This window comes from Bacillus sp. FSL W8-0645 (assembly GCF_038007905.1).
Classification (GTDB): domain Bacteria; phylum Bacillota; class Bacilli; order Bacillales; family Bacillaceae; genus Bacillus; species Bacillus pumilus.
This window is the reverse complement of record NZ_JBBOYC010000001.1, coordinates 3,145,638-3,166,414: the sequence shown is the minus strand read 5'-3', so window position 1 is coordinate 3,166,414 and position 20,777 is coordinate 3,145,638. Positions and strand designations below refer to the sequence as shown.

Genomic DNA, 20,777 nt, shown 5'->3' with positions numbered 1-20,777 from the left:
GGAGGGTGTACGCCAATGCCAAAGGGAGAGGGAAAGGTTGTTTCCCAAAACAAAAAAGCAAATCATGACTATTTTATAGAAGAAACGTATGAAGCTGGCCTTGTGTTACAAGGAACTGAAATCAAATCGATTCGTGCAGGAAAAGTGAATTTAAAAGATTCCTTTGCCAAAATTGAGCGAGGAGAAGTGTTTCTTCACAACATGCACGTGAGCCCATACGAGCAGGGGAACCGTTATAACCATGACCCGCTTAGAACAAGGAAGCTGCTGCTTCATCGCAAGCAAATCAGTAAATTGATTGGTGCGACAAAGGAAGAAGGCTACTCACTCGTGCCTCTGAAACTCTATTTAAAAAATGGCTTTGCCAAAGTGTTGATCGGAATTGGTAAAGGGAAAAAGAAATACGATAAACGTGAAGATCTGAAGAAAAAAGATGCAAAACGTGAAATCGACCGTGCCTTCCGTGATCGACAAAAGCAATTCTAGATTCATGCAGATGTCTTGCTGAGAGCGGAAGCATTATGCTACAATATGTTATGCAGTAAACAATCATCGCTTTTCTTACAGAAACCACCAGTTGTTTCAAGCGATGAGATTGTTATAATAGTTATATACGGAAGCAGTTAAGCTGAACGTTTCCATCCCGTATATCCCTTTTACAAGGGGACGTTACGGATTCGACAGGGGCGGTTCGAGCTTGAGCTGCGAGCCGAGAGGCGATCTCGTTAACACGCACTAAATGTAACTGGCAAAACTAAAAGTTTTAACCAAAACTTAGCACTAGCTGCCTAATAAGTGCAGCGAGCTCTTCCTGACATCGCCTATGTGTCTGTGAGGAGCCCAATGAAGTAGGCTACGCTTACGTTTTCGTCTGAGGACGTAAGAAGAGATCCATCAGACTAGCTCTCCAAGCGCCCGTCAGCAGGCATGAGGATGAGTGAACACCAAATATGTTGACTACGCTCGTAGACGCTTAAGTAATCGATGTCTCTGGACGTGGGTTCGACTCCCACCGTCTCCATCAAAACTTTTAGAATGCAGTCACATCAAGGGTTTGAAAACCCTTGATGCGGGTCTGGCAACATTTTGGCAACATTTTAGAAAACCTCTTCCTCCATGAAAGCAACTACTTCTTTTTGTTTAGAAGGATAAAGGTGACTATAAGTGTTCAGTGTTTCAGCAACATCTGAGTGACCTAAACGATTTGCCAGCACCAAAGGATTGCAGTTCTTATTGATTAAATATGAAGCGTGAGAATGGCGAAATTCATGAATGACAATTTTTTTAACATTTGCTTCTTTTAAATATTTTGCATAACGTCTGTCGATAGTGCTTGTAGCGATACTATCGTAAAACTTTCCAAAAACTCTATAATCATTTTTTACTGGCGCTATTTTTTCGGCGTCTTTTTTTATGTCTTTTAATAGGTCCATCACCTGTTTAGGCATCAAAATGATCCGTACAGAAGCGGCTGTTTTCGGCGGAGTGATTTCTCTATTGTACTCTGTTTTATTGATGTCAATATAGTTCTCATCAAAATTCACATCTGCCCAAGTGAGTGCGAGCAGTTCACCTTTTCGAGCTCCACTAAAATAGAGTGTAGAGAAAAAACCTTTGTATAAAGTATCATCGACAACACTTATAAAAGTTTTAAATTCATCAAACTCCCAATAATTCAACCTTTTATTGACACTCACTTCAAAATTGCCAACCACTTTTGCAGGGTTATTTTCTGTATTATGATACTTTGCTGAAAAATTAAAAACGGCTGATAAAGTTGAATGGATTTTTTTTAAGAAATCAGGAGCATATTTATGTATAATTTTATTTTGATAAAGCATGACATGTTTTGGTGTTATTTTCTTAATTTCTTTCTCACCGAATTCATGAATCAAATGATTGAATATTATGTTTTTTATAACTTGGACTGATGATTTTTTCCGTCGAGCTTGATACCAATTAAAATAAGATTGAGCAGCCTCTTGGAAAGTTACCTCAGACACTGTATCGTCATTATAACCAAGCATTAACTGTGCTTCGGCCTCCAGAGCATCTTTCTTCTTCTTAAATCCTCTTTTTTTAGCATGTTTTTTTGTTCCATCACTTAAAGTAATTCTTTTAGAAAAGTAATAAGTATTGGTTTTCTTATCCTTGTGCACAGACATCGTATCACCTCTAGCAAACTGACATTTTCTTCTTAGTTTAGTTTTAAAGATAGCATGTTTGTTGTTTTTTTAAAAGATTTCTTTTCTAAAAACACGACTATGTCATCAAGAAAAACGTGTAAATTATGGTATAATAAAGAATTAAAGGAATACATTTTATCCAAAAAATCAAATAATTCTAACTTTCATCGCCACAATTCGACATAATTTTTCTCAGTAGAATGGTAAATTGTTATTGAAAAGGTGATATTTATGACAGTCAAGGAAAAAAAGGATATTGGGAGAATATTAAAGGAAAGATTAGATACATCAGAAAATACTCAGATAGAGATTGCAAAAAGTATTGGTATAACTAAAGGTTATATGAGCAAATTTCTCTCTGGGAAAGAGATAGCCTTTTGGATGGTTATTCAAGCTGTTCAATACATATCTCCTGATAAAGAAAAAGAATTGATGAAAGATTACTGTAAAAGTGGAATAGATAAAAAATACATTTTTTGCGCTTTGGAGTATTGTTATACACAAAAGATGTTCGATGTTATGAGATACTTGATTGTAGAATACTCAGCGGTTGCTCCTGAACCTTGTATACTGTATAAATGGATTTTGAATTATAGAGGAAATTTTGACATGCAGAATATTAGTAAGTTACGCATGAATAATTTCAAAACAAAAGAAGCAAAAACATTGTTGCTAATCCTTGAAACTTATGGTTACTATAATTTGGGGAAGTACGATATGGCCCATCTGTATATTAACAAAGCAGATTCTTGTATGAATAACATGAAAGACCCTTTTCTGAGGAAGAGTTTCAGTGCCAGAATAGATGAGGTATTAGCAAATGTTTACCTGAAGCAAGAAAATAATGTTGAACTTGCAAGACTTGCAGCCACTTCACTTCTTGAAAACAAAATTAGTGAAAGTCATGAAATAACTGCTAACCATCTGCTTGCGTTATCTTATTTCTTAACATCTTATGAAAAATCAATAACTTATTATAATAAACTTTTAAATCTCATGGAGCAGCATCCAGAAAGAGTAGATGAGATTTTACACAATAAAGAGGAGATAGCAATTTTACAATATTATTGGAAGACTAATATTGATTCTAGATATAATGTTTCTGAATTCACCAAAAATCTAAAGGAACATAAAAAATTATCTGACTATTATAGTGATGAACGCCTTAAACCATATGCATACTTATTCGATGGAGTAAAAGAAGTGAGAGCAGATAAAATTCTGTTATCACTTCACTATTTCTCAGAAAAAAGGGAGTATTTCAGAGCTAATATTCCTAAACTAGAGTTGCAAAAATTGGAACTTGACTATAAACTCTAATAGTCAGGAGGTGAACTAATGAAGTACTTAACCAAAGCACTGATTTTAGCTAGCATAATTCTGTTTGTTTCAGGGTACCAAGCCACTGTATCAACTACAGAACCTGTTTATCAAACCAAAGACGTAAAAGTAGGAATGTAAAAAGACGTTACCAGAAATGGTACCGTCTTTCGTGTTTTTATGGGGAGTTTCCTGTTTTCTGTTTTTGCGAAAACAGGAAACCTTTTAAAAATCCAGTCGCTCAAATCATAAAATAATAATAGATTAACTACATATACTAATATTTTTGTTCTAATTGAGGAGGGCTATTATGAAAATTGATATTGATTATGAAGAGTTCATGGACATAATTAAAGGCAATAAAGATCAAATGGATTCTTAATCTTTATTGCCTATGTTTTGTGAATTTCTATAACTTTCTAAAACAGTTATCATCACTTTTAACTCATCGTCAGAAACGGGTTGTCCTTTGTGAGTAATATTGTATTTTTCTTTTAAGTTTTCAATTGAAAGGTCTTTCTCAAACGTTAGAATTTTTTCACCAGGAGACATTTCTTCAATCTTATCATCTTCTAAGAAAAAATAAGATTTATGAACGCCAAAGTAATCGGCCAGTTTCTCTATCATATCCATAGAGGGTTTTTTCAAACCTCTTTCAAGTCTCGATAAATAGCTATGAGTAACATTAATTGCCTCTGCAACTTCTCTAAGTGTTTTTTTCTTTTGTTTTCTCAATGAACGAATTGACTCACCCATTTTGTTTTCCACGGTAAAACACCCACCTTATCTAGCTCAATTATATCACAGAATGTTCCTGTCATGAAAAATCTTTTTGTATAACTATTGTGTTAAAAATAAACCTGTGGTAAACTTTTGGTACATCACAGACACCAAAGAGGGTGAATAAAGTATGTCCGTTTTCATTGAATTTGGAAAACTAGTCAGAAGAATTCGTATTAAAAGAAAGCTTTCTCAGACTGAATTAGGAGAAATGACCGGGTTTTCAGCTTCATTCATCAGTAGAATAGAGAATGGAAATGCGAAGCCAAGTATTGATGCAGTTGAAAAAATTTCAAAAATATTAAATATAGAAGTGAAATTTTTTTTGATAAATTAGGTGTCTGTGAGGAAACAAAATATTGGGAGGAGTTACATGCACTTAAATCTATTTGTTGCCCGTAAGGAAAAAAGGATGTCTCAAAGAGAAATAGCTGAATTGATTGGAACACACCCACAAACTTATCATCTGAAAGAAACTGGGAAAAGAGATTTTCTGCTTGATGAAGCTTTAACTATCGCTAGTTTTTTTGGTCAGAAAGTGGAGGAGTTATTTAATAAAGAGGAGGTTAAATCATGAATAAAAAAACAAGTGAACCAAAACTTCAAAGTAAAAAAAAGAAAAAAAGAAACGTGTTTGTTGGAGAGGAATTTTTTGGAACAGAAGACAGGGAAAAACTCTTTACTGAGGCTGTGGCGCCTTATTACACACCAGTAAAAAAAGAGAAAAACAAAAAAAATAAAGAGGCTTGAAACTTTTGTTTTACCTTTTTTTAGAGGACAAGCTTTAATAAGAAAAACTATTTATGAAAAACATTAGGAGGCTTTTAAAGATGGGGGAAGTCAAATGGGTGAAACTAAGCACCCAGATGTTCGATGATGAAAAAATCAAACTCATTGAACAAATGCCTGAATCTGACACTCTGTTGATTATATGGGTTAAGTTACTTGCTCAAGCAGGAAAAACTAACGCATCTGGTTTTATTTATCTAAGTGAAAATGTGCCTTACACAGACGAAATGTTAGCGCATATCTTTGGAAGGCCACTAGGAATTGTCCGAATGGCTTTAGACACTTTCAGGAAATTCGGGATGATAGAAATTAATGAACAGAATTATATCAGTATATGTAATTGGGAGAAACATCAGAATTTAGATGCCCTTGAAAAAATTAGAGAACAAAACAGAAAAAGAGTCTCTAAACACAGGGACAAACAAAGAGCTTTGAAACTCCCAAAACCGTGTAACGTTACAGATAACATTACGGTAACGCAGAGTAACGCAACAGATATAGATAAAGAATTAGATAAAGATAAAGAATTAAAAGATATATTGTCGGGCAACCCGACTGTTAATCCTGAAACTCAAGAATCTGAAATTCCATTCAAGCTGATCATTGATCTTTTGAACAAAGTAACAGGGAAGTCTTTCAGACATTCATCTGCTGCTACACAAAGATTAATTAAAGCGCGCTGGAATGACGGATTCAGATTTGAAGACTTTAAAACAGTGATCCTGACAAAAACTAATCAATGGCTTAAAGACGACAAAATGAATAAATACTTGCAGCCAACGACATTGTTTGGAACGAAGTTTGAAGGATATCTGAATGAAGGTTCGGGGGTGATGAAGCGTGCAGAAGCAAGAGCAAAAGAAACAACGCCGTATGACAACCTTTTCTAGTGTAGGTGCTCAATTATCACATCTTGCACCGCAGCTGATTGGTGAAAGGCAATGTCCTAACTGTAATGAAATGGTGCCTATCTATTTGCAAAGAGACAAAGAGATCAGTATTTGTCTTTCATGTGACAACAAAAACATTCAAGAAAGCATGGAACAGTTTCGGATAAGAACTGAGGCCGACAGGTTTTTCAAGTCTTACAGTCTCGTTCCTGATGAAACAAGAAAAGCGACATTTGACAATTTCTATCCCAATGGACTTGACCAATCTCAAGCAGATGCTCAACACACGTTACAAAGATATGTGAAAGAATTTGATAATTTGAAAGAAACCAAGTCTTTCCTGCTACAGGGTTTATACGGATTAGGGAAGAGTCACCTAGCTCACAGTGTTGCTATGGCGTTGAAGGACCAATACAAAAAAGTCATTTTTGTAAACTCAAAACTTTTGTTGAAACGGATTCAATCGACCTACGGTTCATCAGAAATTAGCGAATCTCAAATTTTACAGCAGATAAATGATTGTGACTTATTCATTCTCGATGATATTGGTGCAGAGTATGTCAAAAGAGAAGCGAACGATACAGAGTCTTGGGGAATTGATTTGATGCTAACTATTGTTGAATCAAGAGAAAACAAAGCCAACATTTACACCACGAATTACAACGCAAAAGATTTGGCAGAAAAGTATGGGCGGCATGGTGGACGCATTTTGTCACGAATGGCACATGGCTGTCGGACCCTCAAATTAACAGGACAAGACCGACGAATCGCTGGAATCTTGTAGCCAATATGTTTCAACACTACTCAAGGTTGAGAGTTTATTAGCTCAATTGGATGCCAGTTTAAAAGACTATGAAAAACACAAGGAGGAACGATCATGAAAAAAGGCGGTAGAAAGCCGACAAGAGCCGAAAGGAAGATTTTAGTGGTAAATGGGTTAAACCCACTTTATTGGCTCGTAGAAAAGAATCTGGCGACATCTGTGCACGTTGTACACAAAGAGGTTGGGCGCAGAAAGGAAATTGCGAAATGAGTGTCACTAGAATCATTTTGGATCATGTCAATTTCGAATGGACGATTGTTGGCCTCAAGAGATTTTTGGATTACTGGTACGAAGGCAGGTCGATCGAAGAGATGGCGGAGTTATTTAACCGACCATCAGAAGAAGTGTTGCTGCTGATGATTGATTTTTCAAAAAGAGGAAAGATCAAGGAGCGACCGAACGGTGTCGGCGCAAACGAGCCTATCTATATCAAAAAAAGCGCAATGAGCTACAAAAAAAGAGATTTACGCAGGCTGTTTGAACAACAACCGGTTTACTATGCTTGTCCGCACAGCGATTTCATATGGGATGAAAAAGACATTATTTTATTTAGACAAATGTGGCAGGACCATGAGCCGATTAGACACATCGCAAATCGTTTGGCCCGCAATGTCCATGACATCCTGTTGCTGATTATAGATCAAGCCGAACTAGGCAAGATCGAACCACGTAAAGGCGGCGCACTAGGAAAGGAGTACAAGCATGAAAAGAAAAAGCATCCTGTTGCCATTTGAAAAAGCGACAGCGCGACAACTCGAAGTCATTGCGAGATATGAAGAGTGTCCGAAACAGCTAAAGACAGCAGCCGTGCGCCACCTCAAAAAGAGGGGAGGCATTAAGTGATGACAGTTGCAGAGAGAGAATTTCTGATCGAGTGGTTGAGTCTTACAAATGGGGCTTATGGGCGAGAGCATTGCGAGAAACTGACTGACGAAGAACTCGAAAGAATCTTTAATCTCAACGTTCCGCAGCGTGACGAATAGGGAGGTGAACATATTGGAAAAAGTAACGAACCCATACAAAGCAGGACCAGTTGAAAAACGGATAATGTCCGAAGACGAATTGGCAGCTTACAGGCAGAAGCATCCACCAAAACCATATAAAAAAAGACTCAGACGTATAGATTGGCGTTGGCATCGCACAGATCAATACGTTGAATCTCAGTGGTAAGAATTCACATCAGTTCAATGTGAGTAATTAAACTTAGGAACCTTAATTATATCACACTGGAGTGAAGATTGTGAATAGACCACAGGCTATCTCATTAACAAAAAACGAGCCTTTCACAACATTAGTTGAACAAGGAAAAGTACAAGTGATCGTGCTGGACGGGATCAACAACACAGCGCATTACATAGAGGCTCCCGAACACGGTCACACAATCATTGAAACGATTAAAGGGAGTTTTGACCGAGTTAGATTTGATTTCAGTTATAAAACTAAACAATAGCAGGGGTTCATCCCCTGCGGGGGGAGGAACCACGATGTTATCAAAAGATCAATTAAGCGTTGAGGCCCTTTCGCATGAGGTCGAATGTTTAAAAAGAGAAATAGAGAAAAAGAATGATGCTCTTTACTCATTCTCACAGTTTTTCTTAAACGAACTGGATTGGGAGCAGAAACAATTTAAAAGAACTAAATCTGAGTTTCACAGAGGTGGATCAGAAGTCCTGAAAAACCTTGAGAAGCATTATGAATTTGTTTTTATGAAGCGATTGGACGGTGAAAAAGTATGAGTCAGAAACTCAAAAAAGGCGACATGGTAGTCATGCATACATGCGTGGAAGCGGTGCTAAACGAAGGTAGAGTGTGGAAATGTGCAGCTGATGAATTTAATCCAAGCGCACCTGCTGTTTTCCTAGAAGGTTTTTCAGGATACTTTGCTACTGAATTTCTGCAAAAAGTAGACGTGCCTGTCATTGAGTCAGAAATGGACCTATACAACGAGATTCAACGCCTAAAGCAAGAATTGAGGTTCTCAAACAAAAAGAATGAGCAGTATTTGAATGAATGGAAAAAGGCTGAAACACAGGCAAACAGAGCAACGGAAAAACTAGGGGATGTCACCATTGAACTGAAAAATTTACAGCGATCTTTACTAATGGAGGCGGGGAAATAATGAGCCTATCAATTACTACTTCTTCAAAAGTTGAGTTAACTAAAGAACAAGCCAAGGCAGTAGAAGCAGGCGTGAAATATTACGAATCACATGGGATGGAACGTGGCGTTAGATTGAATAGATTGTTTGTATTTGAACATTGGCTAGTAAAAAGAGGCGACACACCACCGTGGGAACTATTATTCACACCTTTAAATGATGTTGATCCGCATGACTTAATGAGTGCTTTAACAAATGGCTATGTGGTGAAGGAGGAGCAACGATGAGTCTACCAAAACATATCGAGCTTTCACAGACTGTCAAAGCCTGCAAACATCAAGCAATGACAATAGATGATGCAGCTGCACATCTTCGAGTGCCTGACTATGTGGTGCCGATGCTGGTACGCAAAAACGATGATCTGATCATAGAGGGCAATGTTGTCATGGCAAAGCGTGAGTCAAACGGGCCTGTCATCTTCACGCTACTGTTTTTCATGGGGATTATTGCTGTCGCTGGGTTGATGCAATGAAACAGCTCAATCTATTCCGTGAAATCATTGTAGACAACTTTGCAGGTGGCGGGGGAGCAAGCACAGGCATCGAGCTTGCGACAGGCCTATCGGTTGATATAGCTATCAATCACGATCCGGCTGCCATTGCAATGCACAAAACGAATCATCCTGAAACTGAACATTATTGTGAATCTGTGTGGGATGTTGAGCCAAAAGAAGCTGTTAAAGGTCGAAAGGTTGGCTTAGCTTGGTTTTCCCCTGACTGTAAGCACTTTTCTAAAGCAAAAGGCGGTAAGCCAAAGGATAAAAACATTCGCGGTCTAGCATGGATCGCAGTTAAATGGGCCATTGCTGTAAAACCAAGAGTCATCATGCTGGAAAACGTAGAAGAGTTTCAAACATGGTGTCCGTTAGATGATGCAGGGTACCCAATCAAAGAGAAAAAAGGCAAAACCTTTAAATCATTTGTGAAATCGCTTGAGGCGTTAGGATATGAAGTTCAATTCAAAGAATTAAAAGCCTGCGATTATGGCGCACCGACAACCAGGAAACGTTTTTTCATGATAGCCCGCTGTGACGGTAAATCCATTGTTTGGCCGAAGCCAACGCATGGCGATCCAAACAGCCTACCTGTTCAAACGGGAAAGCTGAAACCGTGGAGAACAGCTGGTGAAATTATTGATTGGAGCATAGGAACACCATCCATCTTCAATCGAAAAAAGCCACTTGCGGATAATACGTTAAGACGAATTGCACGGGGCATCCAACGTTTTGTGGTTAACAATCCAAACCCGTTTATTGTTCGTATCGGTCAAACTGGATTCGCTGGTGATCGGCTGCAATACGAGTTAACAAAACCGTTAACAACGATCACAACTAAACAGGAGCATTGTTTAGTTTCACCAACACTTATGGTAAACACAACAGGACATGCAGGAAGCAGAGTTGATCAGCCCATTAAGACAATTACAACAGGTGGTCATCATGCATTAGTCACACCATTTCTAGCAACCTATTATACAGAAACAACAGAAAACGGTGTCAGGGGCCAAACACTAGGCGAACCAATTGCAACAATACCAACTTCAAATAGATTCGGCTTAGTCAAAGCATTCTTAACAAAATATTACGGTTCAGATGTCGGACAGAAGATAAACGAGCCATTACACACCATAACAACTAAAGATAGATTCGGGTTAGTCACCGTAAAAGGAGAAGAATATCAAATAGTGGATATCGGCATGAGGATGTTACAACCTCATGAATTATTCGCCGCACAAGGTTTCCCATCAAATTATGTAATTGATCGTGATTGTGACGGAAAGGTTTACCCGAAAACAAAACAGGTAGCAAGATGCGGTAATGCTGTTCCGCCACCATTCGCAGAGCAGCTGGTGAGAGCGAATTTACCTGAACTATGCGTACCTGTACACATGAACAAATATTATAGCAAAGCAAACTAGCGGCTTAGGAGGAAAAATCGTGAGAATAGGCAGCATGTCAACATATGAAAGTAAACCATGTGCATTATGCAATAGAAAAACTACCAGCTATAAAATCTATGAACAATCAAATATGCAATTAAGAATTCCTCTTTGCGACACAAAAGACAGGAAGTGCTTTGACAAAGTGGATGTTAAAGATACAACAACATTCTTCTTAAAAGTTATCAAAAAGGATATTCAGGAGGACGCGAAGTGAAGCTCAATAAAAAGCAACAAAATCAAATAATCGAGAGAATGAACGACTTTGGAGAAAGAGGAGTTCGTTCGAATGGAGCGGATAAAGAAGCTGTTGCCGGAATGGCTACTCTTCTTTGGATGCTACAGGTCTTAAACATTGATATGGATTCACTAAAGGAGGAAGCACGATGAACGAAAACCCGATTATCTCATCTGTTATCGAAAAACTAAACCGCCAGCAGGAAAAGGGCCTGCAAAAGTACGGGGTTGAGGTCAAAACCTCTTCCTACGACTTAAAAGGCTGGTTAGAACATGCTCAGCAAGAAGCAATTGATTTTGCGACATACCTTGAAACTGCCATTCAGTTGTTGGAAGAACAGGTTAAAAGCAAAAACAAAGAAGAAATGAAGTTTTATGAGACGCACGAGCCTTATTACGCATTGATTAAAGCGCGCAATATCGAACGTGCAATGGAGATTTACAATAATGACGTTACTGGTGATGAAGAGAAAGAACTTGCGGAAAGTATCAAAGAAGTAACGGCACTATATGCAGCAACAAAGTATAGTCGCTGTACTGGAGAAGATAACAAAACAGTTCCAATTGAAGAAGTTCTTGAAGATTTAACGAACGAAAAAGAAATGAGATTGGCAATAGACGGGAGCTTGCTATGAAATATTCAATTTTGAGTGTTCGTGATGCTTCTAAATATGTTCCAAGAGATCTACTAACGAAATTTTTGGAGCATCTAGCAGAGGTGGAAATTCATATAGAAGAAGGCCGAATAAAAGATGGAAAAAAGCCTTCTAACAACTATGTGATTATTAATCAAGATGAGCCATATATCCATGAAATAATTGACGTTATGAAAAGAAATGGGCACTGGGAAGGGGAATGAATCATGGGATTAGATTTTACTCATTGCGCTGCACATTGGGCATACAGCGGATTCGGTAATTTTAGAAGAAAGTTAGCAGCATGTATCGGAATGAATTTAGATGATATGCAGGGCTTTGGTGGAGATATACCATTTGAGAACTATGATGATGACATCATTCCATTGCTGGATCATTCAGACTGTGAAGATGACTTACCGCCTGACGTTTGTAAAACTGTTGCTGCTAGATTGAAAGAACTTGTCCGCAACTGGCCTGATGATGATAGAGATAAAATAAATGCCCTTTATCTTGCAGAGGGAATGGAACTAGCGCATCAACTAAATGAACCATTGGAATTTATATAAGAGGGGACAATGACAAATGAAAAAACTACTAATCACACTAACTATTATTATTGCGGCGGTGCTTTATGCGCCGTCTGCTCAAGCGGTATGGTCAAACTGGCAGACTGAGGGATATGGTCATCAAGCGCGAGTCTTTACGGATGACACCAATTACTATGCAGGTGCAAAAACGGTCGATTGGAGAGCGGAAAAGAAGGGATCGAGCACAATCTATTACACCGCTGGCGTTTACAAAAAGCGAAGCGGTGGCGGCCTAACGGATACGAACCTTATACAAAGGGGCAGCTTCAAAGCGGCCACGCCTCTAAAGTCGTTTAGTGTGAGTGAAATCCGCAAGCGTACCGGCAAAGGAACATATGTTATCCAGCTGGACTGCTACACCGATTCCAAGAAACGAAACTATATCGGCACCTTTGAATCCTTGAAATTCAATATTCGATAGGAGGTAGCGGAATGACAAAAATGACTGCAAAGAAAATGGCGGATATGTTAGAAGGCTATGAACAGAATGCTTATGAAGGATATTTTGGAGTAGATTGGCTCACTGATGTGGGTGAGAATCTGAGAATGTATATGATTAACTGCCATCTTGAAAAACGTGATCCAACCTTTGAAGGATTAATGCAATGGATTACTGATCTTCATATTAAAGCAATGGCTTAAAAACTAAATAAGTCCAAGACGGAGAGCCTGCGGACACTGATCAACACCTTTTACGGGTGCTGGTTGGTGTCCGTTTTTTATTTGTCGGAAAGGAGCAACACCATGAAGAAGGAAAAGCCAAAAAAACAGCCGCAGGAGCTTACAGAAAGAGAGATACGCGAGCTTATGGGGCAAAACATGCAACGGTTAAAAAGAGCCAAAGGCGGGGCCATGCGCCGGAAATAAAAGGAGTGATTGGGATGGCTAATAAAAATGATAAGAAACCAAACGAACAAACAGATCAAATGAATTTAGATATCCCTCAAATCGACGAGGAAAAAACAAGATTCAAAATGGAAAAGATGATGGAAAAATATAAAATGCTTAGGTTGCAAACGCCAGATGACTTTCTTCCAAAGATCACAACAACTTATACGATTACACCACCGAGTTTTTCGAACCAATTCCACTCATCCACCGAAGAAGCAGCTCTTAAAAAGATGGATTGGGAGATTGATCGTGAAAAATATATGAAGCGAATCGAAAGGGGTATTAATCGTCTTACGCAAAAAGAGCGGCGCATATTAGTTATGCTCTATATGCAGGATGAAGAAATGTTCGATTACGAAATTTATGTGGACATGGGTCTCAGCCAGCGGAACTATTACCGATTCAAAAATAAAGCCTTTTACCGTTTAGCCTTCGCGCTTAGAGAAGAAGTGTACAAGGGGGACAAGTCATGAATTTTGTTCAGCCGATAAGAGACTTTGAAAAGGTGGAGCAAATGAAGGCTTATCTAAAAAGGAAAAACAGAAGGAATTATATATTGTTCATATTGGGGATCAGTACTGGCTTAAGGATATCTGATATTCTCAAGATCAAAAAAGAAGACTTGTTGAAAACACACCTGGTCCTCAGAGAAACAAAAACAAAGAAGCAAAAGAGGATTCGTATACCGCCATCAGTTAGAAATGAATTAATCGCTTACGCTAAGGATCTTAAAGATGGATCATACGTAATCAAAAGCAGGCAAGGGGAAAATAAAGCGATAGATAGATCGGTGGCATATCGCATTCTTAGAGCGGCCGCTGAACAAGTGAACATCACTGAAATAGGCACGCACACATTAAGAAAGACCTTCGGCTACCATTTTTACAGACAGACAAAGGATGTAGCCATGCTGCAAGAAATATTCAATCATGCCAGCCCAGATATCACAATGAGATACATCGGAATCAACCAAGACAACATGGATTCCGCAATGATGAAGTTTAAGATATAATTTTTTTAGATATATCTGCACCAAAAAATATCAAGGAGTGCAGTCATTAAAGAAATTAAGAGAAAGCTTTATGTGGCAAGGATTTCAGCGATCCCGTGAGTGCAACACGCTATGTTTTATAATGCAGTCAAATTTACTAAGGAGGAAGATGATAAGCATGAACATTGAACAGGCAAGAAATCGAATTAGAGAATTGGAAAATTTCATAGAGATGGTGGAGAATTACAATGCCGATACGTTTGAAAAAGAAGCCATTAAACTCTATGTGTTGACTGAGAGCGTCAGCAAGGTTGCGGATGAACTTAACGATAAAGGGTACAGAGTTGGGAATAGGAAAGTGATTGGTAAAGATGTTTCTGATATCCTTAGAAGTAAAGCCGAAGATGATTTGCACGCTTTGGCCAATAAAATGTTTAGTAGGAATAAAAATAAAGCTTCTAGGAGGTGGTGAATAAAATGATTAAAGCTATCACAAAAGGTAATTAATTTAAGAGCGGCTTCCAATAAGGAGGTCGCTTTTTTGATTGGCATGAAAATGGCACACTTTTGGCACGATCTTGGCAAAGCATTTTGTCTGAGAGCGGTTATGATGGTATTAGGTGATAAATTGAGAGCGGCTTCCATTGTGGAGGTCGCTTTTTATATGGAGGTGTTAGCTGTGGTAGAAGTAACTGTAATCTCTATGGAGCGACACATGAAAGAAGAAGTTGAGGAGTTATATCGAGGAGCAGATTTACTCATACCGTTTAAGCGTGTTCCTTATGTCGTTGTGAATGCTGAAATTAAACACAAGGGCAATATGATTAAATCAGAGTATACATTCTTTGATGCCGAGGATATGTCTTTCAAGGAAGCGCAAGAGCGCATAATTGATATGCTGGCGAATGGTCTTGCCGATTGAATTTGTGGAATAAATGACAGGAGGTAACAAGTATGAGCGACAAGCAAAATAAAACAACCCCTGCGGCAACAGAGGTTGATGATGAACGGATGCAAGCTGAACAGCTTTTGAATGATATTAATTCTGGAAATATCTCAATTAACAAAGCAAGATCTGTTCTAGGTTTGTCACCGTTAGCAAATCAAGCAGCTAATCTAAAATATATTGCTAGTCAAAATAGTTCTATTTGATATATAGAAGGTTCCTCATCTAGTTTATTAAGATTTTGCAGATTTTTTAATGCTCTAATTTGCATGTTGTTATGTTTACATAATTGTGGAATAGCAACTAACAAAGCCTCATGAGGAAGGTCAAGATTGTAATGACGGGCTAATACTTCTCGAAGCTCAGCTGAATTAATTGTATTAAATTTCTCACCTAAAAAAAGAATACCAAACCTTTCACTTTTTATGTTATTTAGACTAATACTTTCTTGCTTTAAATCTTGCAGCGCTTTACTAATGATCATCATTTCATTAAATGTATTTTGAATATCTGACTTAATATCACTCATATTTTCACCTCCTATCTAAACATATAGGAATATTATACCAATGAGTAAGGAGAAAAGAGAATGACAAATAAGAACATTATTGTTTATTCAAAAAAAGATGGGGTCAACAGACTTTTACCTATTGACACCAACGATTTGATTTCTTTGACAAAAATCGTTGAAAAGAATTATCCGACAGAGAAAGATTTTATCTATGCCTTAGTGCAAGGTGTAGAAATTAAATTATTCTAAACGAGTGAAATACATGTGAAGCGCCTTTCCAATGGATGGGTGCTTTTTATTATGAGGAGAGTGTTGAATATGTTTTTAGACTTAACTTACAGAAGCATCTATGACCAACTTGATGAAGCGTTAACTAAGAAGACTTTGATCGTTATCACTGCTAGGACAAGACGAATCGGCAAGACAAAAGCGCTTGCGCATCTGGCTGCAATTAAAGAATTACCGATTGTCGTCAAGGATTCAATGGTTAATATGTATACAAAAGAGTATCCAAATGTACGGATTACCGGGGAATCTGCCGCTAAAAGAAGTACCTTTTTAAATACTGTGTTGGTTGAAGAAGGCGTACAGGAGACAACTATCACTATATTAAGAGATAAGGGCGTTACGGTATCTGGGTTCTTTGTTGACCCAAGATGGTCCGTGGTATCTGGGGAATATGTTCCGTACGAAGAACGAAAAAGAACTGAACACGGCACCGAACAAGCAACAACTGTATCGGAACCTCCTTTGCTACAAATCACATTGAAAGATATACATTCAGTTCCTGAAGTGATTCACAATGGTGAGCCATTGGAAGGACGGATTGATATAGATTTCAATTGGAAAACGGGCGGATTTGATACAGTTGGCTCTACTTATATTAATCTGCGGACACTTGGGAATAAGGGTAAGAAACCAATTGAAAAAAGGATTGAGTATAAACGCGGAGAAGCAATGGATGAGCTGCCGACAAAAGATGATCTAGTTTGGGATAAAGAACGAGGCATTTACCTTCGTCCTTGAAAAAACGTGAATGATAGCACTGTCCAATAGGGCGGTGCTTTTTATATGGAGGAGTTATCTGTGGTAGAACTCTTAATCTTAAAAGGTTGTTCAAAACAACGCACAAGGACTTTCATCGTAGGGGCAAACACTCGTCACGCAAGAGCACTATGGCGACATGTGAAAAAGAAATTCCCACAATATAAATACCCTCACTATGTTTCTAGGGACCCTGCATTGCTGGACGGGGTGAATCCTAGCGAAACAATTTTAATTTTGTTACCAGGCTACTCTCGAAATCCAGTAGTCAAACACTTTGAGTTCCAATGGTTGAAGGAAAATGCCATTGAAGTAATTCATATCAATAGTGAATAAAACAAAGGGGTGAATGATATGACAACGGAACCGCCTATAGGTGTTATGCCTAAGTGGATACATGATGAACGTAGAGCAGAAGATCTGGCAGCAGCTATTGAACGAAGAATAACAGAAAGATTAGAAATTCCCCATGAATGGTTTGAAGAGTATAACAACCTTCTCGAATCCCAAGTGAAGAAATAATGGTGGTGTCATATGAAATGAATGATGTCTTATGTGAAAAATGCAAAAAATATTACGCTGTGGAAGTGAGGGAAAGAAAAGAAGCGAAAGGAATTGTAGTTCAATTCTTTCTTTGTCCTCATTGCGGAAACGTAAATATTGTTTCTGTAACGAATAAAGTCATACGTCAGAAATTGCGAGAATTGAGGAAGGCGCGCACCTTTTATGAACAAGCAACGACACATAGAAGCGCACAACGGCGTTTTGAAAAGTACACGCAACTACATGAAAGTGTCAAACGTCTTATGCTGCCTTTAATTGATAAAGTAAAACAACAATATAGTTAATTAGCATCCTTCGGGGTGCTTTTTATTTTGGGGAGGGACACAACGTGGACAACTCACTCAGGGAACTAATCATTAACACAGCAATTGGACACGCAATAAGAACAGACCAATTGTATAACGGTCTTAAAGCCCTTAATAAAAGGGGATGCATATGGGCGGATGGGGAGATCATCAGGGGGTTAGGGCTGCTTGGGTCTTATGGTGTGAGGGATAGGCAAGCTATAGACAGCCTGTTACATGTCAGCCAGACTCTGTCCTATGAAGCAGCACGATCCTATCTAGCATCATATCAAAGGGAGTACAGGGAGTTTTATGCCGTACAGAAAGTGGGGCATCTTCATGCCTTTGTTTTGTTTGCGATGATAGCTGGTGAATCCAATGCCACCTAAACCATTGAGAGAGTGTAAGGTGCGAGGGTGCAGGGAGTTAACAAGGGATGGTTATTGTCCTGCTCATGCTGATGGTAAGCAGCAGGAAGCGAAGTATTACAACAAACATGTTCGAGATAAACAATCAACAAGTTTTTATAAATCAAGAGAATGGAAACAGACAAGACAACTTGTTCTAATGCGAGACAATTACCTTTGTCAAAGCTGTTTAAAACAAGATCGTGTCGTTCCTGCTGTCATGGTTCATCACATAGTGGAGCTAAAACAGGATTGGAACAAGCGATTAGACTTAAACAACCTCGAAAGCATGTGTAATAGCTGTCACAACAAGGTTCATGGCAAGCGAGGGTCATAGTACCCCCCGGCATTAAATCCCTAGGAAACGGCTTCGTGATGATCGGTGAGCCGTCGTCTACAAACAAACACCGCTTTTCAAAGTTTCCGAAAACACGAAAAACCCCCTCGGAGAAAATACCGAGAGGGCTTGATACGACTGGTTTTGTTGTTAATTCGATCATAGCATGATTTTGCTCAAAAACAAGCATAAATTTCAAAAAATTGAAACGGAATGAGGTGAAAAATATGCCGAGACCTGCAAAATCCGCAACACTTCAATTGATACAAGGTAACCCAAACAAGAAAAATACTGAAGAATTGGAAATGCGCGCCGAGCAAGAACAGAAAATGAAAATGCGATCAAACAACATCAAACCTCCATCCTGGTTAGATAAGGTTGCTAAAAAGGAATTCAAACGGATTGCCGAGTTATTAAAGGAAGTGGACATTATAACGGAGGCAGATATCAGCATGTTGGCCGCCTATTGTAATGCCTATTCACAATACATTTCAATCACTAAAGTTATAGAAGAAGATGGAATCATGGTTCATAAGGATGGTTTTGATGATGAGGGGAATCCAATTGAATTAATTGGAGAAGAACATCCTTTATTGAAACGGCAGAAAAATTTCTTTGATCAAATGAAGTCAACTGCAAATGATTTTGGACTTACTCCGTCAGCACGCGCAAAATTGGCTATCACCAAAACACAGGAGATAAGGGAAAAGACGGCAGCGGAAAAGGAGTTTAATATATGAAGACTATCAAACAATTTATGATTGACTATTCGCGTGATGTGTTATCAGGTGAAATTGTGGCGTGCAAAAAACACCAATGGGCTTGTCAACGTTTTCTAAAAGATATTGAAAGAGAAGGGACAGCAGATTTTCCCTATTTCTTTGATGACGAGAAGGCAAGGCGCTTTCTATTTTGGATGACACAGTTTAAACATACAAAAGGTCCATTACAAGGTGAAAATATTGTACCTGAACCCATTCAGATTTTTATTTTCGGTAATATTTACGGTTGGGTCCATAAGGATACAGGGTACAGAAGATTTAAAAAGGCTTATTGGCAAGTCGGTCGTAAAAATGCCAAAACACAAAGCCTTGCTTGTGTAGGATCATATGAGGCGTTTGCAAATGATGAATACATGTCTGAGGTGTATATTGGTGCAACAAAAACGGAGCAAGCCAAGATATGTTGGAATGAAATTAAAGCTCAAATCAGCAAGTGTGAGCTGCTTAATGTACCTGAAAAAAAATACCGGGTCGCCTATGGACAAATAGAACACCTTAAAACGTTGTCAAAAATTGAGGCGCTATCAAAAGATGCAGGGAAAACAGGTGATGGTTTTAACCCTCAATGCGGCATTATAGATGAATATCATGCTCATAAAACATCTGAAATATATGATGTTCTTGCATCAGGGATGGCAACAAGAACACAACCACTCATGATGATTATTACGACAGCTGGATTTGAATTAAATAATCCTGCATACCGAGTAGAATACCCTTACGTTACTAAAATTATCGATCCAAACAATGTTGAAACAAACGATCAATATTTTGTCATGATTAATGAACTCGATCCAGATGATGACATCAAAGATGAACGAAATTGGATTAAAGCAAATCCGATTGTTGCCGCAAATGAACATGGATTGGATTTCTTGCGCGGAGAGTTAGAAGTGGCCCTTGCAGTTCCAGAAAAAATGCGTAGTTTCTTAACTAAAAACATGAATATTTGGGTCAATATGCGTGATGGCGGATATATGGACATGCAAGCGTGGTCTGATTGCGGGAAACAGGAGAGTCTTCCTGATCTTTATGGTAAAGAGTGTTATGTAGGCATCGACTTGTCAAAACGAATCGACTTAACTGCTGCAAGTTTTGAATTTCAACTTGATAACGGTATGTTTTTTGTGACATCACATGGTTTCATGCCAGAAGATACATTTCATGAACGAATGAAGACAGACCGAGTCCCTTATGATCTGTGGGTTAAGAAAGGTTGGCTCACGCTTACTGATGGAGCTGTTGTTGATTACGATTATATACGTGCTTACATCAAACGTCTTGAAGAAGAAAAGGGTTGGAAAATTAAAGAGATTGGTTATGATCCATATAATGCTACGCAGTTTGCTCAGCAGATGGAGGCTGATGGCTACGTCATGATCGAGATTAGGCAAGGGGTGCAGACTTTGTCAGAGCCAACTAAAGATTTTCGTGAAAAGGTCAAAGCGCGAAAAGTTATACATGATAATAACGATCTTCTAACTTGGGCAATGGGGAATGCTGTAACAAAAATTGATGCTCAAGAGAACATCATGCTTGATAAATCAAAATCGTCACAACGTATTGACCCAGCAGCTGCACTCATAAACGCTCATGTGAGAGCTAGTCAAGTAAATCAGCATTTTGACTTAAATGAATATATCCAGTCTGGCCAATTTAGTTTTTAGAAGGAGA

The 20,777-nt window shown here is 38.4% G+C and carries 42 protein-coding genes and 1 other RNA gene; 40 read left to right on the top strand and 3 right to left on the bottom strand.

Annotated features, from left to right (window positions below; translation table 11 throughout):
* The first annotated feature begins 15 nt into the window (after window positions 1–15).
* Together smpB and ssrA are read left to right on the top strand one after the other, a co-directional pair.
* Window positions 16–486, top strand: a complete 471-nt coding sequence (smpB, locus tag NST39_RS16505; RefSeq protein WP_003213153.1) for an SsrA-binding protein SmpB — start codon at window positions 16–18, stop codon at window positions 484–486.
* A gap of 176 nt (window positions 487–662) precedes the next feature.
* Window positions 663–1,024: a transfer-messenger RNA gene (gene ssrA / locus NST39_RS16500) on the top strand.
* A gap of 73 nt (window positions 1,025–1,097) precedes the next feature.
* Here the strand turns inward: ssrA and NST39_RS16495 are convergent.
* Window positions 1,098–2,165: a site-specific integrase gene (locus NST39_RS16495; RefSeq protein WP_319610335.1), complete on the bottom strand. Its 1,068-nt coding sequence runs from the start codon at window positions 2,163–2,165 to the stop codon at window positions 1,098–1,100.
* Between the two features lie 252 nt (window positions 2,166–2,417).
* Between NST39_RS16495 and NST39_RS16490 the strand changes: the two genes are divergently transcribed.
* Complete coding sequence (locus NST39_RS16490) at window positions 2,418–3,506, top strand: AimR family lysis-lysogeny pheromone receptor (protein WP_319610334.1); 1,089 nt, start codon at window positions 2,418–2,420, stop codon at window positions 3,504–3,506.
* An 18-nt stretch (window positions 3,507–3,524) separates the two neighbouring features.
* Window positions 3,525–3,647 carry a hypothetical protein gene (locus NST39_RS16485; RefSeq protein ID WP_258182045.1) on the top strand — a complete coding sequence of 41 codons (123 nt, stop codon included), beginning with the start codon at window positions 3,525–3,527 and terminating at the stop codon, window positions 3,645–3,647.
* A gap of 237 nt (window positions 3,648–3,884) precedes the next feature.
* Here the strand turns inward: NST39_RS16485 and NST39_RS16480 are convergent, their stop codons facing one another.
* The gene (locus NST39_RS16480) at window positions 3,885–4,274 is read right to left on the bottom strand and encodes a helix-turn-helix domain-containing protein (protein ID WP_258182046.1); all 390 of its coding nucleotides are present in this window, start codon (window positions 4,272–4,274) and stop codon (window positions 3,885–3,887) included.
* Between the two features lie 142 nt (window positions 4,275–4,416).
* Between NST39_RS16480 and NST39_RS16475 the strand changes: the two genes are divergently transcribed.
* The 27 genes from NST39_RS16475 to NST39_RS16345 all read left to right on the top strand — a co-directional run bounded on the left by NST39_RS16475 (window position 4,417) and on the right by NST39_RS16345 (window position 15,380).
* Window positions 4,417–4,623 carry a helix-turn-helix domain-containing protein gene (locus NST39_RS16475; protein ID WP_319610333.1) on the top strand — a complete coding sequence of 69 codons (207 nt, stop codon included), beginning with the start codon at window positions 4,417–4,419 and terminating at the stop codon, window positions 4,621–4,623.
* 36 nt (window positions 4,624–4,659) lie between these two features.
* The gene (locus NST39_RS16470) at window positions 4,660–4,863 is read left to right on the top strand and encodes a helix-turn-helix transcriptional regulator (RefSeq protein WP_025094052.1); all 204 of its coding nucleotides are present in this window, start codon (window positions 4,660–4,662) and stop codon (window positions 4,861–4,863) included.
* Window positions 4,860–5,036 carry a hypothetical protein gene (locus NST39_RS16465; protein ID WP_319610332.1) on the top strand — a complete coding sequence of 59 codons (177 nt, stop codon included), beginning with the start codon at window positions 4,860–4,862 and terminating at the stop codon, window positions 5,034–5,036. The genes NST39_RS16470 and NST39_RS16465 overlap by 4 nt, the downstream gene beginning before the upstream one ends.
* A gap of 80 nt (window positions 5,037–5,116) precedes the next feature.
* The gene (locus NST39_RS16460; RefSeq protein WP_319610331.1) at window positions 5,117–5,965 is read left to right on the top strand and encodes a phage replisome organizer N-terminal domain-containing protein; all 849 of its coding nucleotides are present in this window, start codon (window positions 5,117–5,119) and stop codon (window positions 5,963–5,965) included.
* Window positions 5,916–6,749: an ATP-binding protein gene (locus NST39_RS16455; protein WP_319610330.1), complete on the top strand. Its 834-nt coding sequence runs from the start codon at window positions 5,916–5,918 to the stop codon at window positions 6,747–6,749. The genes NST39_RS16460 and NST39_RS16455 overlap by 50 nt, the downstream gene beginning before the upstream one ends.
* A gap of 93 nt (window positions 6,750–6,842) precedes the next feature.
* Window positions 6,843–6,998 (top strand): DUF6906 family protein, encoded by a 156-nt coding sequence (locus NST39_RS16450; protein WP_003216234.1) that lies wholly within the window; start codon window positions 6,843–6,845, stop codon window positions 6,996–6,998.
* On the top strand, window positions 6,995–7,522 hold the full coding sequence (locus NST39_RS16445; RefSeq protein ID WP_341029347.1) for a hypothetical protein: 528 nt from the start codon (window positions 6,995–6,997) through the stop codon (window positions 7,520–7,522). The genes NST39_RS16450 and NST39_RS16445 overlap by 4 nt, the downstream gene beginning before the upstream one ends.
* 108 nt (window positions 7,523–7,630) lie before the next feature.
* Window positions 7,631–7,771, top strand: coding sequence for a BH0509 family protein (locus tag NST39_RS16440; RefSeq protein ID WP_141235147.1), 141 nt, complete (start codon window positions 7,631–7,633; stop codon window positions 7,769–7,771).
* 13 nt (window positions 7,772–7,784) lie between these two features.
* Window positions 7,785–7,958, top strand: a complete 174-nt coding sequence (locus NST39_RS16435; protein ID WP_341029343.1) for a hypothetical protein — start codon at window positions 7,785–7,787, stop codon at window positions 7,956–7,958.
* 70 nt (window positions 7,959–8,028) lie between these two features.
* The gene (locus NST39_RS16430) at window positions 8,029–8,238 is read left to right on the top strand and encodes an XtrA/YqaO family protein (RefSeq protein WP_341029341.1); all 210 of its coding nucleotides are present in this window, start codon (window positions 8,029–8,031) and stop codon (window positions 8,236–8,238) included.
* 34 nt (window positions 8,239–8,272) lie between these two features.
* The gene (locus NST39_RS16425; protein WP_340912406.1) at window positions 8,273–8,524 is read left to right on the top strand and encodes a hypothetical protein; all 252 of its coding nucleotides are present in this window, start codon (window positions 8,273–8,275) and stop codon (window positions 8,522–8,524) included.
* A complete protein-coding gene (locus NST39_RS16420) occupies window positions 8,521–8,907 on the top strand; it encodes a hypothetical protein (protein WP_341029340.1) in 387 nt (128 codons plus the stop codon). Before NST39_RS16425 ends, NST39_RS16420 begins: the two co-directional genes overlap by 4 nt.
* Entirely contained in the window at window positions 8,907–9,173 is a 267-nt protein-coding gene (locus NST39_RS16415; RefSeq protein WP_167403869.1) for a hypothetical protein, read from the top strand. Before NST39_RS16420 ends, NST39_RS16415 begins: the two co-directional genes overlap by 1 nt.
* Window positions 9,170–9,418: a hypothetical protein gene (locus NST39_RS16410; protein ID WP_341029334.1), complete on the top strand. Its 249-nt coding sequence runs from the start codon at window positions 9,170–9,172 to the stop codon at window positions 9,416–9,418. The genes NST39_RS16415 and NST39_RS16410 overlap by 4 nt, the downstream gene beginning before the upstream one ends.
* Window positions 9,415–10,863, top strand: coding sequence for a DNA cytosine methyltransferase (locus tag NST39_RS16405; protein WP_341029332.1), 1,449 nt, complete (start codon window positions 9,415–9,417; stop codon window positions 10,861–10,863). Before NST39_RS16410 ends, NST39_RS16405 begins: the two co-directional genes overlap by 4 nt.
* 234 nt (window positions 10,864–11,097) lie before the next feature.
* Window positions 11,098–11,274, top strand: coding sequence for a hypothetical protein (locus tag NST39_RS16400; protein WP_341029330.1), 177 nt, complete (start codon window positions 11,098–11,100; stop codon window positions 11,272–11,274).
* Complete coding sequence (locus tag NST39_RS16395; protein WP_341029327.1) at window positions 11,271–11,756, top strand: hypothetical protein; 486 nt, start codon at window positions 11,271–11,273, stop codon at window positions 11,754–11,756. Before NST39_RS16400 ends, NST39_RS16395 begins: the two co-directional genes overlap by 4 nt.
* Window positions 11,753–11,980 carry a hypothetical protein gene (locus NST39_RS16390; RefSeq protein WP_341029325.1) on the top strand — a complete coding sequence of 76 codons (228 nt, stop codon included), beginning with the start codon at window positions 11,753–11,755 and terminating at the stop codon, window positions 11,978–11,980. The genes NST39_RS16395 and NST39_RS16390 overlap by 4 nt, the downstream gene beginning before the upstream one ends.
* Window positions 11,981–11,983: 3 nt before the next feature.
* Entirely contained in the window at window positions 11,984–12,325 is a 342-nt protein-coding gene (locus NST39_RS16385; protein ID WP_341029323.1) for a hypothetical protein, read from the top strand.
* Between the two features lie 16 nt (window positions 12,326–12,341).
* Window positions 12,342–12,767 (top strand): hypothetical protein, encoded by a 426-nt coding sequence (locus NST39_RS16380; protein ID WP_341029322.1) that lies wholly within the window; start codon window positions 12,342–12,344, stop codon window positions 12,765–12,767.
* Between the two features lie 11 nt (window positions 12,768–12,778).
* Complete coding sequence (locus NST39_RS16375; RefSeq protein ID WP_341029321.1) at window positions 12,779–12,988, top strand: hypothetical protein; 210 nt, start codon at window positions 12,779–12,781, stop codon at window positions 12,986–12,988.
* Between the two features lie 102 nt (window positions 12,989–13,090).
* A complete protein-coding gene (locus tag NST39_RS16370; RefSeq protein ID WP_326254515.1) occupies window positions 13,091–13,213 on the top strand; it encodes a hypothetical protein in 123 nt (40 codons plus the stop codon).
* A gap of 14 nt (window positions 13,214–13,227) precedes the next feature.
* The gene (locus NST39_RS16365) at window positions 13,228–13,710 is read left to right on the top strand and encodes an ArpU family phage packaging/lysis transcriptional regulator (RefSeq protein ID WP_186303777.1); all 483 of its coding nucleotides are present in this window, start codon (window positions 13,228–13,230) and stop codon (window positions 13,708–13,710) included.
* Window positions 13,707–14,249: a site-specific integrase gene (locus tag NST39_RS16360; RefSeq protein WP_144459413.1), complete on the top strand. Its 543-nt coding sequence runs from the start codon at window positions 13,707–13,709 to the stop codon at window positions 14,247–14,249. Before NST39_RS16365 ends, NST39_RS16360 begins: the two co-directional genes overlap by 4 nt.
* Window positions 14,250–14,406: 157 nt before the next feature.
* On the top strand, window positions 14,407–14,700 hold the full coding sequence (locus NST39_RS16355) for a hypothetical protein (RefSeq protein WP_341029317.1): 294 nt from the start codon (window positions 14,407–14,409) through the stop codon (window positions 14,698–14,700).
* Between the two features lie 69 nt (window positions 14,701–14,769).
* Window positions 14,770–15,150, top strand: coding sequence for a hypothetical protein (locus NST39_RS16350; RefSeq protein WP_341029315.1), 381 nt, complete (start codon window positions 14,770–14,772; stop codon window positions 15,148–15,150).
* 32 nt (window positions 15,151–15,182) lie between these two features.
* Window positions 15,183–15,380, top strand: a complete 198-nt coding sequence (locus NST39_RS16345) for a hypothetical protein (protein ID WP_341028334.1) — start codon at window positions 15,183–15,185, stop codon at window positions 15,378–15,380.
* Here the strand turns inward: NST39_RS16345 and NST39_RS16340 are convergent.
* The gene (locus NST39_RS16340) at window positions 15,362–15,703 is read right to left on the bottom strand and encodes a hypothetical protein (protein ID WP_341028332.1); all 342 of its coding nucleotides are present in this window, start codon (window positions 15,701–15,703) and stop codon (window positions 15,362–15,364) included. The genes NST39_RS16345 and NST39_RS16340 overlap by 19 nt on opposite strands.
* 60 nt (window positions 15,704–15,763) lie before the next feature.
* Here NST39_RS16340 and NST39_RS16335 point away from each other — a divergent pair, with 60 nt between their 5' ends.
* The 9 genes from NST39_RS16335 (at window position 15,764) to NST39_RS16295 (ending at window position 20,770) form a co-directional block, all read left to right on the top strand.
* A complete protein-coding gene (locus NST39_RS16335; RefSeq protein ID WP_341028330.1) occupies window positions 15,764–15,934 on the top strand; it encodes a hypothetical protein in 171 nt (56 codons plus the stop codon).
* 51 nt (window positions 15,935–15,985) lie between these two features.
* Window positions 15,986–16,711: a hypothetical protein gene (locus NST39_RS16330; RefSeq protein WP_341028328.1), complete on the top strand. Its 726-nt coding sequence runs from the start codon at window positions 15,986–15,988 to the stop codon at window positions 16,709–16,711.
* Window positions 16,712–16,771: 60 nt separating this feature from the next.
* The gene (locus NST39_RS16325; protein ID WP_341029314.1) at window positions 16,772–17,065 is read left to right on the top strand and encodes a hypothetical protein; all 294 of its coding nucleotides are present in this window, start codon (window positions 16,772–16,774) and stop codon (window positions 17,063–17,065) included.
* An 18-nt stretch (window positions 17,066–17,083) separates the two neighbouring features.
* On the top strand, window positions 17,084–17,251 hold the full coding sequence (locus NST39_RS16320) for a hypothetical protein (RefSeq protein ID WP_341029311.1): 168 nt from the start codon (window positions 17,084–17,086) through the stop codon (window positions 17,249–17,251).
* A 17-nt stretch (window positions 17,252–17,268) separates the two neighbouring features.
* Window positions 17,269–17,577, top strand: a complete 309-nt coding sequence (locus tag NST39_RS16315) for a transglycosylase (protein ID WP_341029309.1) — start codon at window positions 17,269–17,271, stop codon at window positions 17,575–17,577.
* Window positions 17,578–17,621: 44 nt separating this feature from the next.
* Window positions 17,622–17,966: a hypothetical protein gene (locus tag NST39_RS16310; RefSeq protein ID WP_341029307.1), complete on the top strand. Its 345-nt coding sequence runs from the start codon at window positions 17,622–17,624 to the stop codon at window positions 17,964–17,966.
* The gene (locus NST39_RS16305) at window positions 17,956–18,321 is read left to right on the top strand and encodes an HNH endonuclease (RefSeq protein WP_165379008.1); all 366 of its coding nucleotides are present in this window, start codon (window positions 17,956–17,958) and stop codon (window positions 18,319–18,321) included. Before NST39_RS16310 ends, NST39_RS16305 begins: the two co-directional genes overlap by 11 nt.
* A gap of 227 nt (window positions 18,322–18,548) precedes the next feature.
* A complete protein-coding gene (locus tag NST39_RS16300) occupies window positions 18,549–19,061 on the top strand; it encodes a phage terminase small subunit P27 family (protein ID WP_061408937.1) in 513 nt (170 codons plus the stop codon).
* On the top strand, window positions 19,058–20,770 hold the full coding sequence (locus NST39_RS16295) for a terminase large subunit (RefSeq protein WP_341029305.1): 1,713 nt from the start codon (window positions 19,058–19,060) through the stop codon (window positions 20,768–20,770). The genes NST39_RS16300 and NST39_RS16295 overlap by 4 nt, the downstream gene beginning before the upstream one ends.
* Window positions 20,771–20,777 lie beyond the last annotated feature (7 nt).

What these genes read in the sequence shown, in the direction of transcription:
- smpB (WP_003213153.1), top strand. Translation starts at nt 16, where the DNA reads ATGCCAAAGGGAGAGGGAAAGGTTGTTTCCCAAAACAAAAAAGCAAAT.
- NST39_RS16495 (WP_319610335.1), bottom strand. Translation starts at nt 2,165, where the DNA reads ATGTCTGTGCACAAGGATAAGAAAACCAATACTTATTACTTTTCTAAA.
- NST39_RS16490 (WP_319610334.1), top strand. Translation starts at nt 2,418, where the DNA reads ATGACAGTCAAGGAAAAAAAGGATATTGGGAGAATATTAAAGGAAAGA.
- NST39_RS16485 (WP_258182045.1), top strand. Translation starts at nt 3,525, where the DNA reads ATGAAGTACTTAACCAAAGCACTGATTTTAGCTAGCATAATTCTGTTT.
- NST39_RS16475 (WP_319610333.1), top strand. Translation starts at nt 4,417, where the DNA reads ATGTCCGTTTTCATTGAATTTGGAAAACTAGTCAGAAGAATTCGTATT.
- NST39_RS16470 (WP_025094052.1), top strand. Translation starts at nt 4,660, where the DNA reads ATGCACTTAAATCTATTTGTTGCCCGTAAGGAAAAAAGGATGTCTCAA.
- NST39_RS16465 (WP_319610332.1), top strand. Translation starts at nt 4,860, where the DNA reads ATGAATAAAAAAACAAGTGAACCAAAACTTCAAAGTAAAAAAAAGAAA.
- NST39_RS16460 (WP_319610331.1), top strand. Translation starts at nt 5,117, where the DNA reads ATGGGGGAAGTCAAATGGGTGAAACTAAGCACCCAGATGTTCGATGAT.
- NST39_RS16450 (WP_003216234.1), top strand. Translation starts at nt 6,843, where the DNA reads ATGAAAAAAGGCGGTAGAAAGCCGACAAGAGCCGAAAGGAAGATTTTA.
- NST39_RS16445 (WP_341029347.1), top strand. Translation starts at nt 6,995, where the DNA reads ATGAGTGTCACTAGAATCATTTTGGATCATGTCAATTTCGAATGGACG.
- NST39_RS16440 (WP_141235147.1), top strand. Translation starts at nt 7,631, where the DNA reads ATGACAGTTGCAGAGAGAGAATTTCTGATCGAGTGGTTGAGTCTTACA.
- NST39_RS16425 (WP_340912406.1), top strand. Translation starts at nt 8,273, where the DNA reads ATGTTATCAAAAGATCAATTAAGCGTTGAGGCCCTTTCGCATGAGGTC.
- NST39_RS16420 (WP_341029340.1), top strand. Translation starts at nt 8,521, where the DNA reads ATGAGTCAGAAACTCAAAAAAGGCGACATGGTAGTCATGCATACATGC.
- NST39_RS16415 (WP_167403869.1), top strand. Translation starts at nt 8,907, where the DNA reads ATGAGCCTATCAATTACTACTTCTTCAAAAGTTGAGTTAACTAAAGAA.
- NST39_RS16410 (WP_341029334.1), top strand. Translation starts at nt 9,170, where the DNA reads ATGAGTCTACCAAAACATATCGAGCTTTCACAGACTGTCAAAGCCTGC.
- NST39_RS16405 (WP_341029332.1), top strand. Translation starts at nt 9,415, where the DNA reads ATGAAACAGCTCAATCTATTCCGTGAAATCATTGTAGACAACTTTGCA.
- NST39_RS16395 (WP_341029327.1), top strand. Translation starts at nt 11,271, where the DNA reads ATGAACGAAAACCCGATTATCTCATCTGTTATCGAAAAACTAAACCGC.
- NST39_RS16390 (WP_341029325.1), top strand. Translation starts at nt 11,753, where the DNA reads ATGAAATATTCAATTTTGAGTGTTCGTGATGCTTCTAAATATGTTCCA.
- NST39_RS16385 (WP_341029323.1), top strand. Translation starts at nt 11,984, where the DNA reads ATGGGATTAGATTTTACTCATTGCGCTGCACATTGGGCATACAGCGGA.
- NST39_RS16380 (WP_341029322.1), top strand. Translation starts at nt 12,342, where the DNA reads ATGAAAAAACTACTAATCACACTAACTATTATTATTGCGGCGGTGCTT.
- NST39_RS16375 (WP_341029321.1), top strand. Translation starts at nt 12,779, where the DNA reads ATGACAAAAATGACTGCAAAGAAAATGGCGGATATGTTAGAAGGCTAT.
- NST39_RS16370 (WP_326254515.1), top strand. Translation starts at nt 13,091, where the DNA reads ATGAAGAAGGAAAAGCCAAAAAAACAGCCGCAGGAGCTTACAGAAAGA.
- NST39_RS16365 (WP_186303777.1), top strand. Translation starts at nt 13,228, where the DNA reads ATGGCTAATAAAAATGATAAGAAACCAAACGAACAAACAGATCAAATG.
- NST39_RS16360 (WP_144459413.1), top strand. Translation starts at nt 13,707, where the DNA reads ATGAATTTTGTTCAGCCGATAAGAGACTTTGAAAAGGTGGAGCAAATG.
- NST39_RS16355 (WP_341029317.1), top strand. Translation starts at nt 14,407, where the DNA reads ATGAACATTGAACAGGCAAGAAATCGAATTAGAGAATTGGAAAATTTC.
- NST39_RS16345 (WP_341028334.1), top strand. Translation starts at nt 15,183, where the DNA reads ATGAGCGACAAGCAAAATAAAACAACCCCTGCGGCAACAGAGGTTGAT.
- NST39_RS16340 (WP_341028332.1), bottom strand. Translation starts at nt 15,703, where the DNA reads ATGAGTGATATTAAGTCAGATATTCAAAATACATTTAATGAAATGATG.
- NST39_RS16335 (WP_341028330.1), top strand. Translation starts at nt 15,764, where the DNA reads ATGACAAATAAGAACATTATTGTTTATTCAAAAAAAGATGGGGTCAAC.
- NST39_RS16330 (WP_341028328.1), top strand. Translation starts at nt 15,986, where the DNA reads ATGAGGAGAGTGTTGAATATGTTTTTAGACTTAACTTACAGAAGCATC.
- NST39_RS16320 (WP_341029311.1), top strand. Translation starts at nt 17,084, where the DNA reads ATGACAACGGAACCGCCTATAGGTGTTATGCCTAAGTGGATACATGAT.
- NST39_RS16315 (WP_341029309.1), top strand. Translation starts at nt 17,269, where the DNA reads ATGAATGATGTCTTATGTGAAAAATGCAAAAAATATTACGCTGTGGAA.
- NST39_RS16305 (WP_165379008.1), top strand. Translation starts at nt 17,956, where the DNA reads ATGCCACCTAAACCATTGAGAGAGTGTAAGGTGCGAGGGTGCAGGGAG.
- NST39_RS16300 (WP_061408937.1), top strand. Translation starts at nt 18,549, where the DNA reads ATGCCGAGACCTGCAAAATCCGCAACACTTCAATTGATACAAGGTAAC.
- NST39_RS16295 (WP_341029305.1), top strand. Translation starts at nt 19,058, where the DNA reads ATGAAGACTATCAAACAATTTATGATTGACTATTCGCGTGATGTGTTA.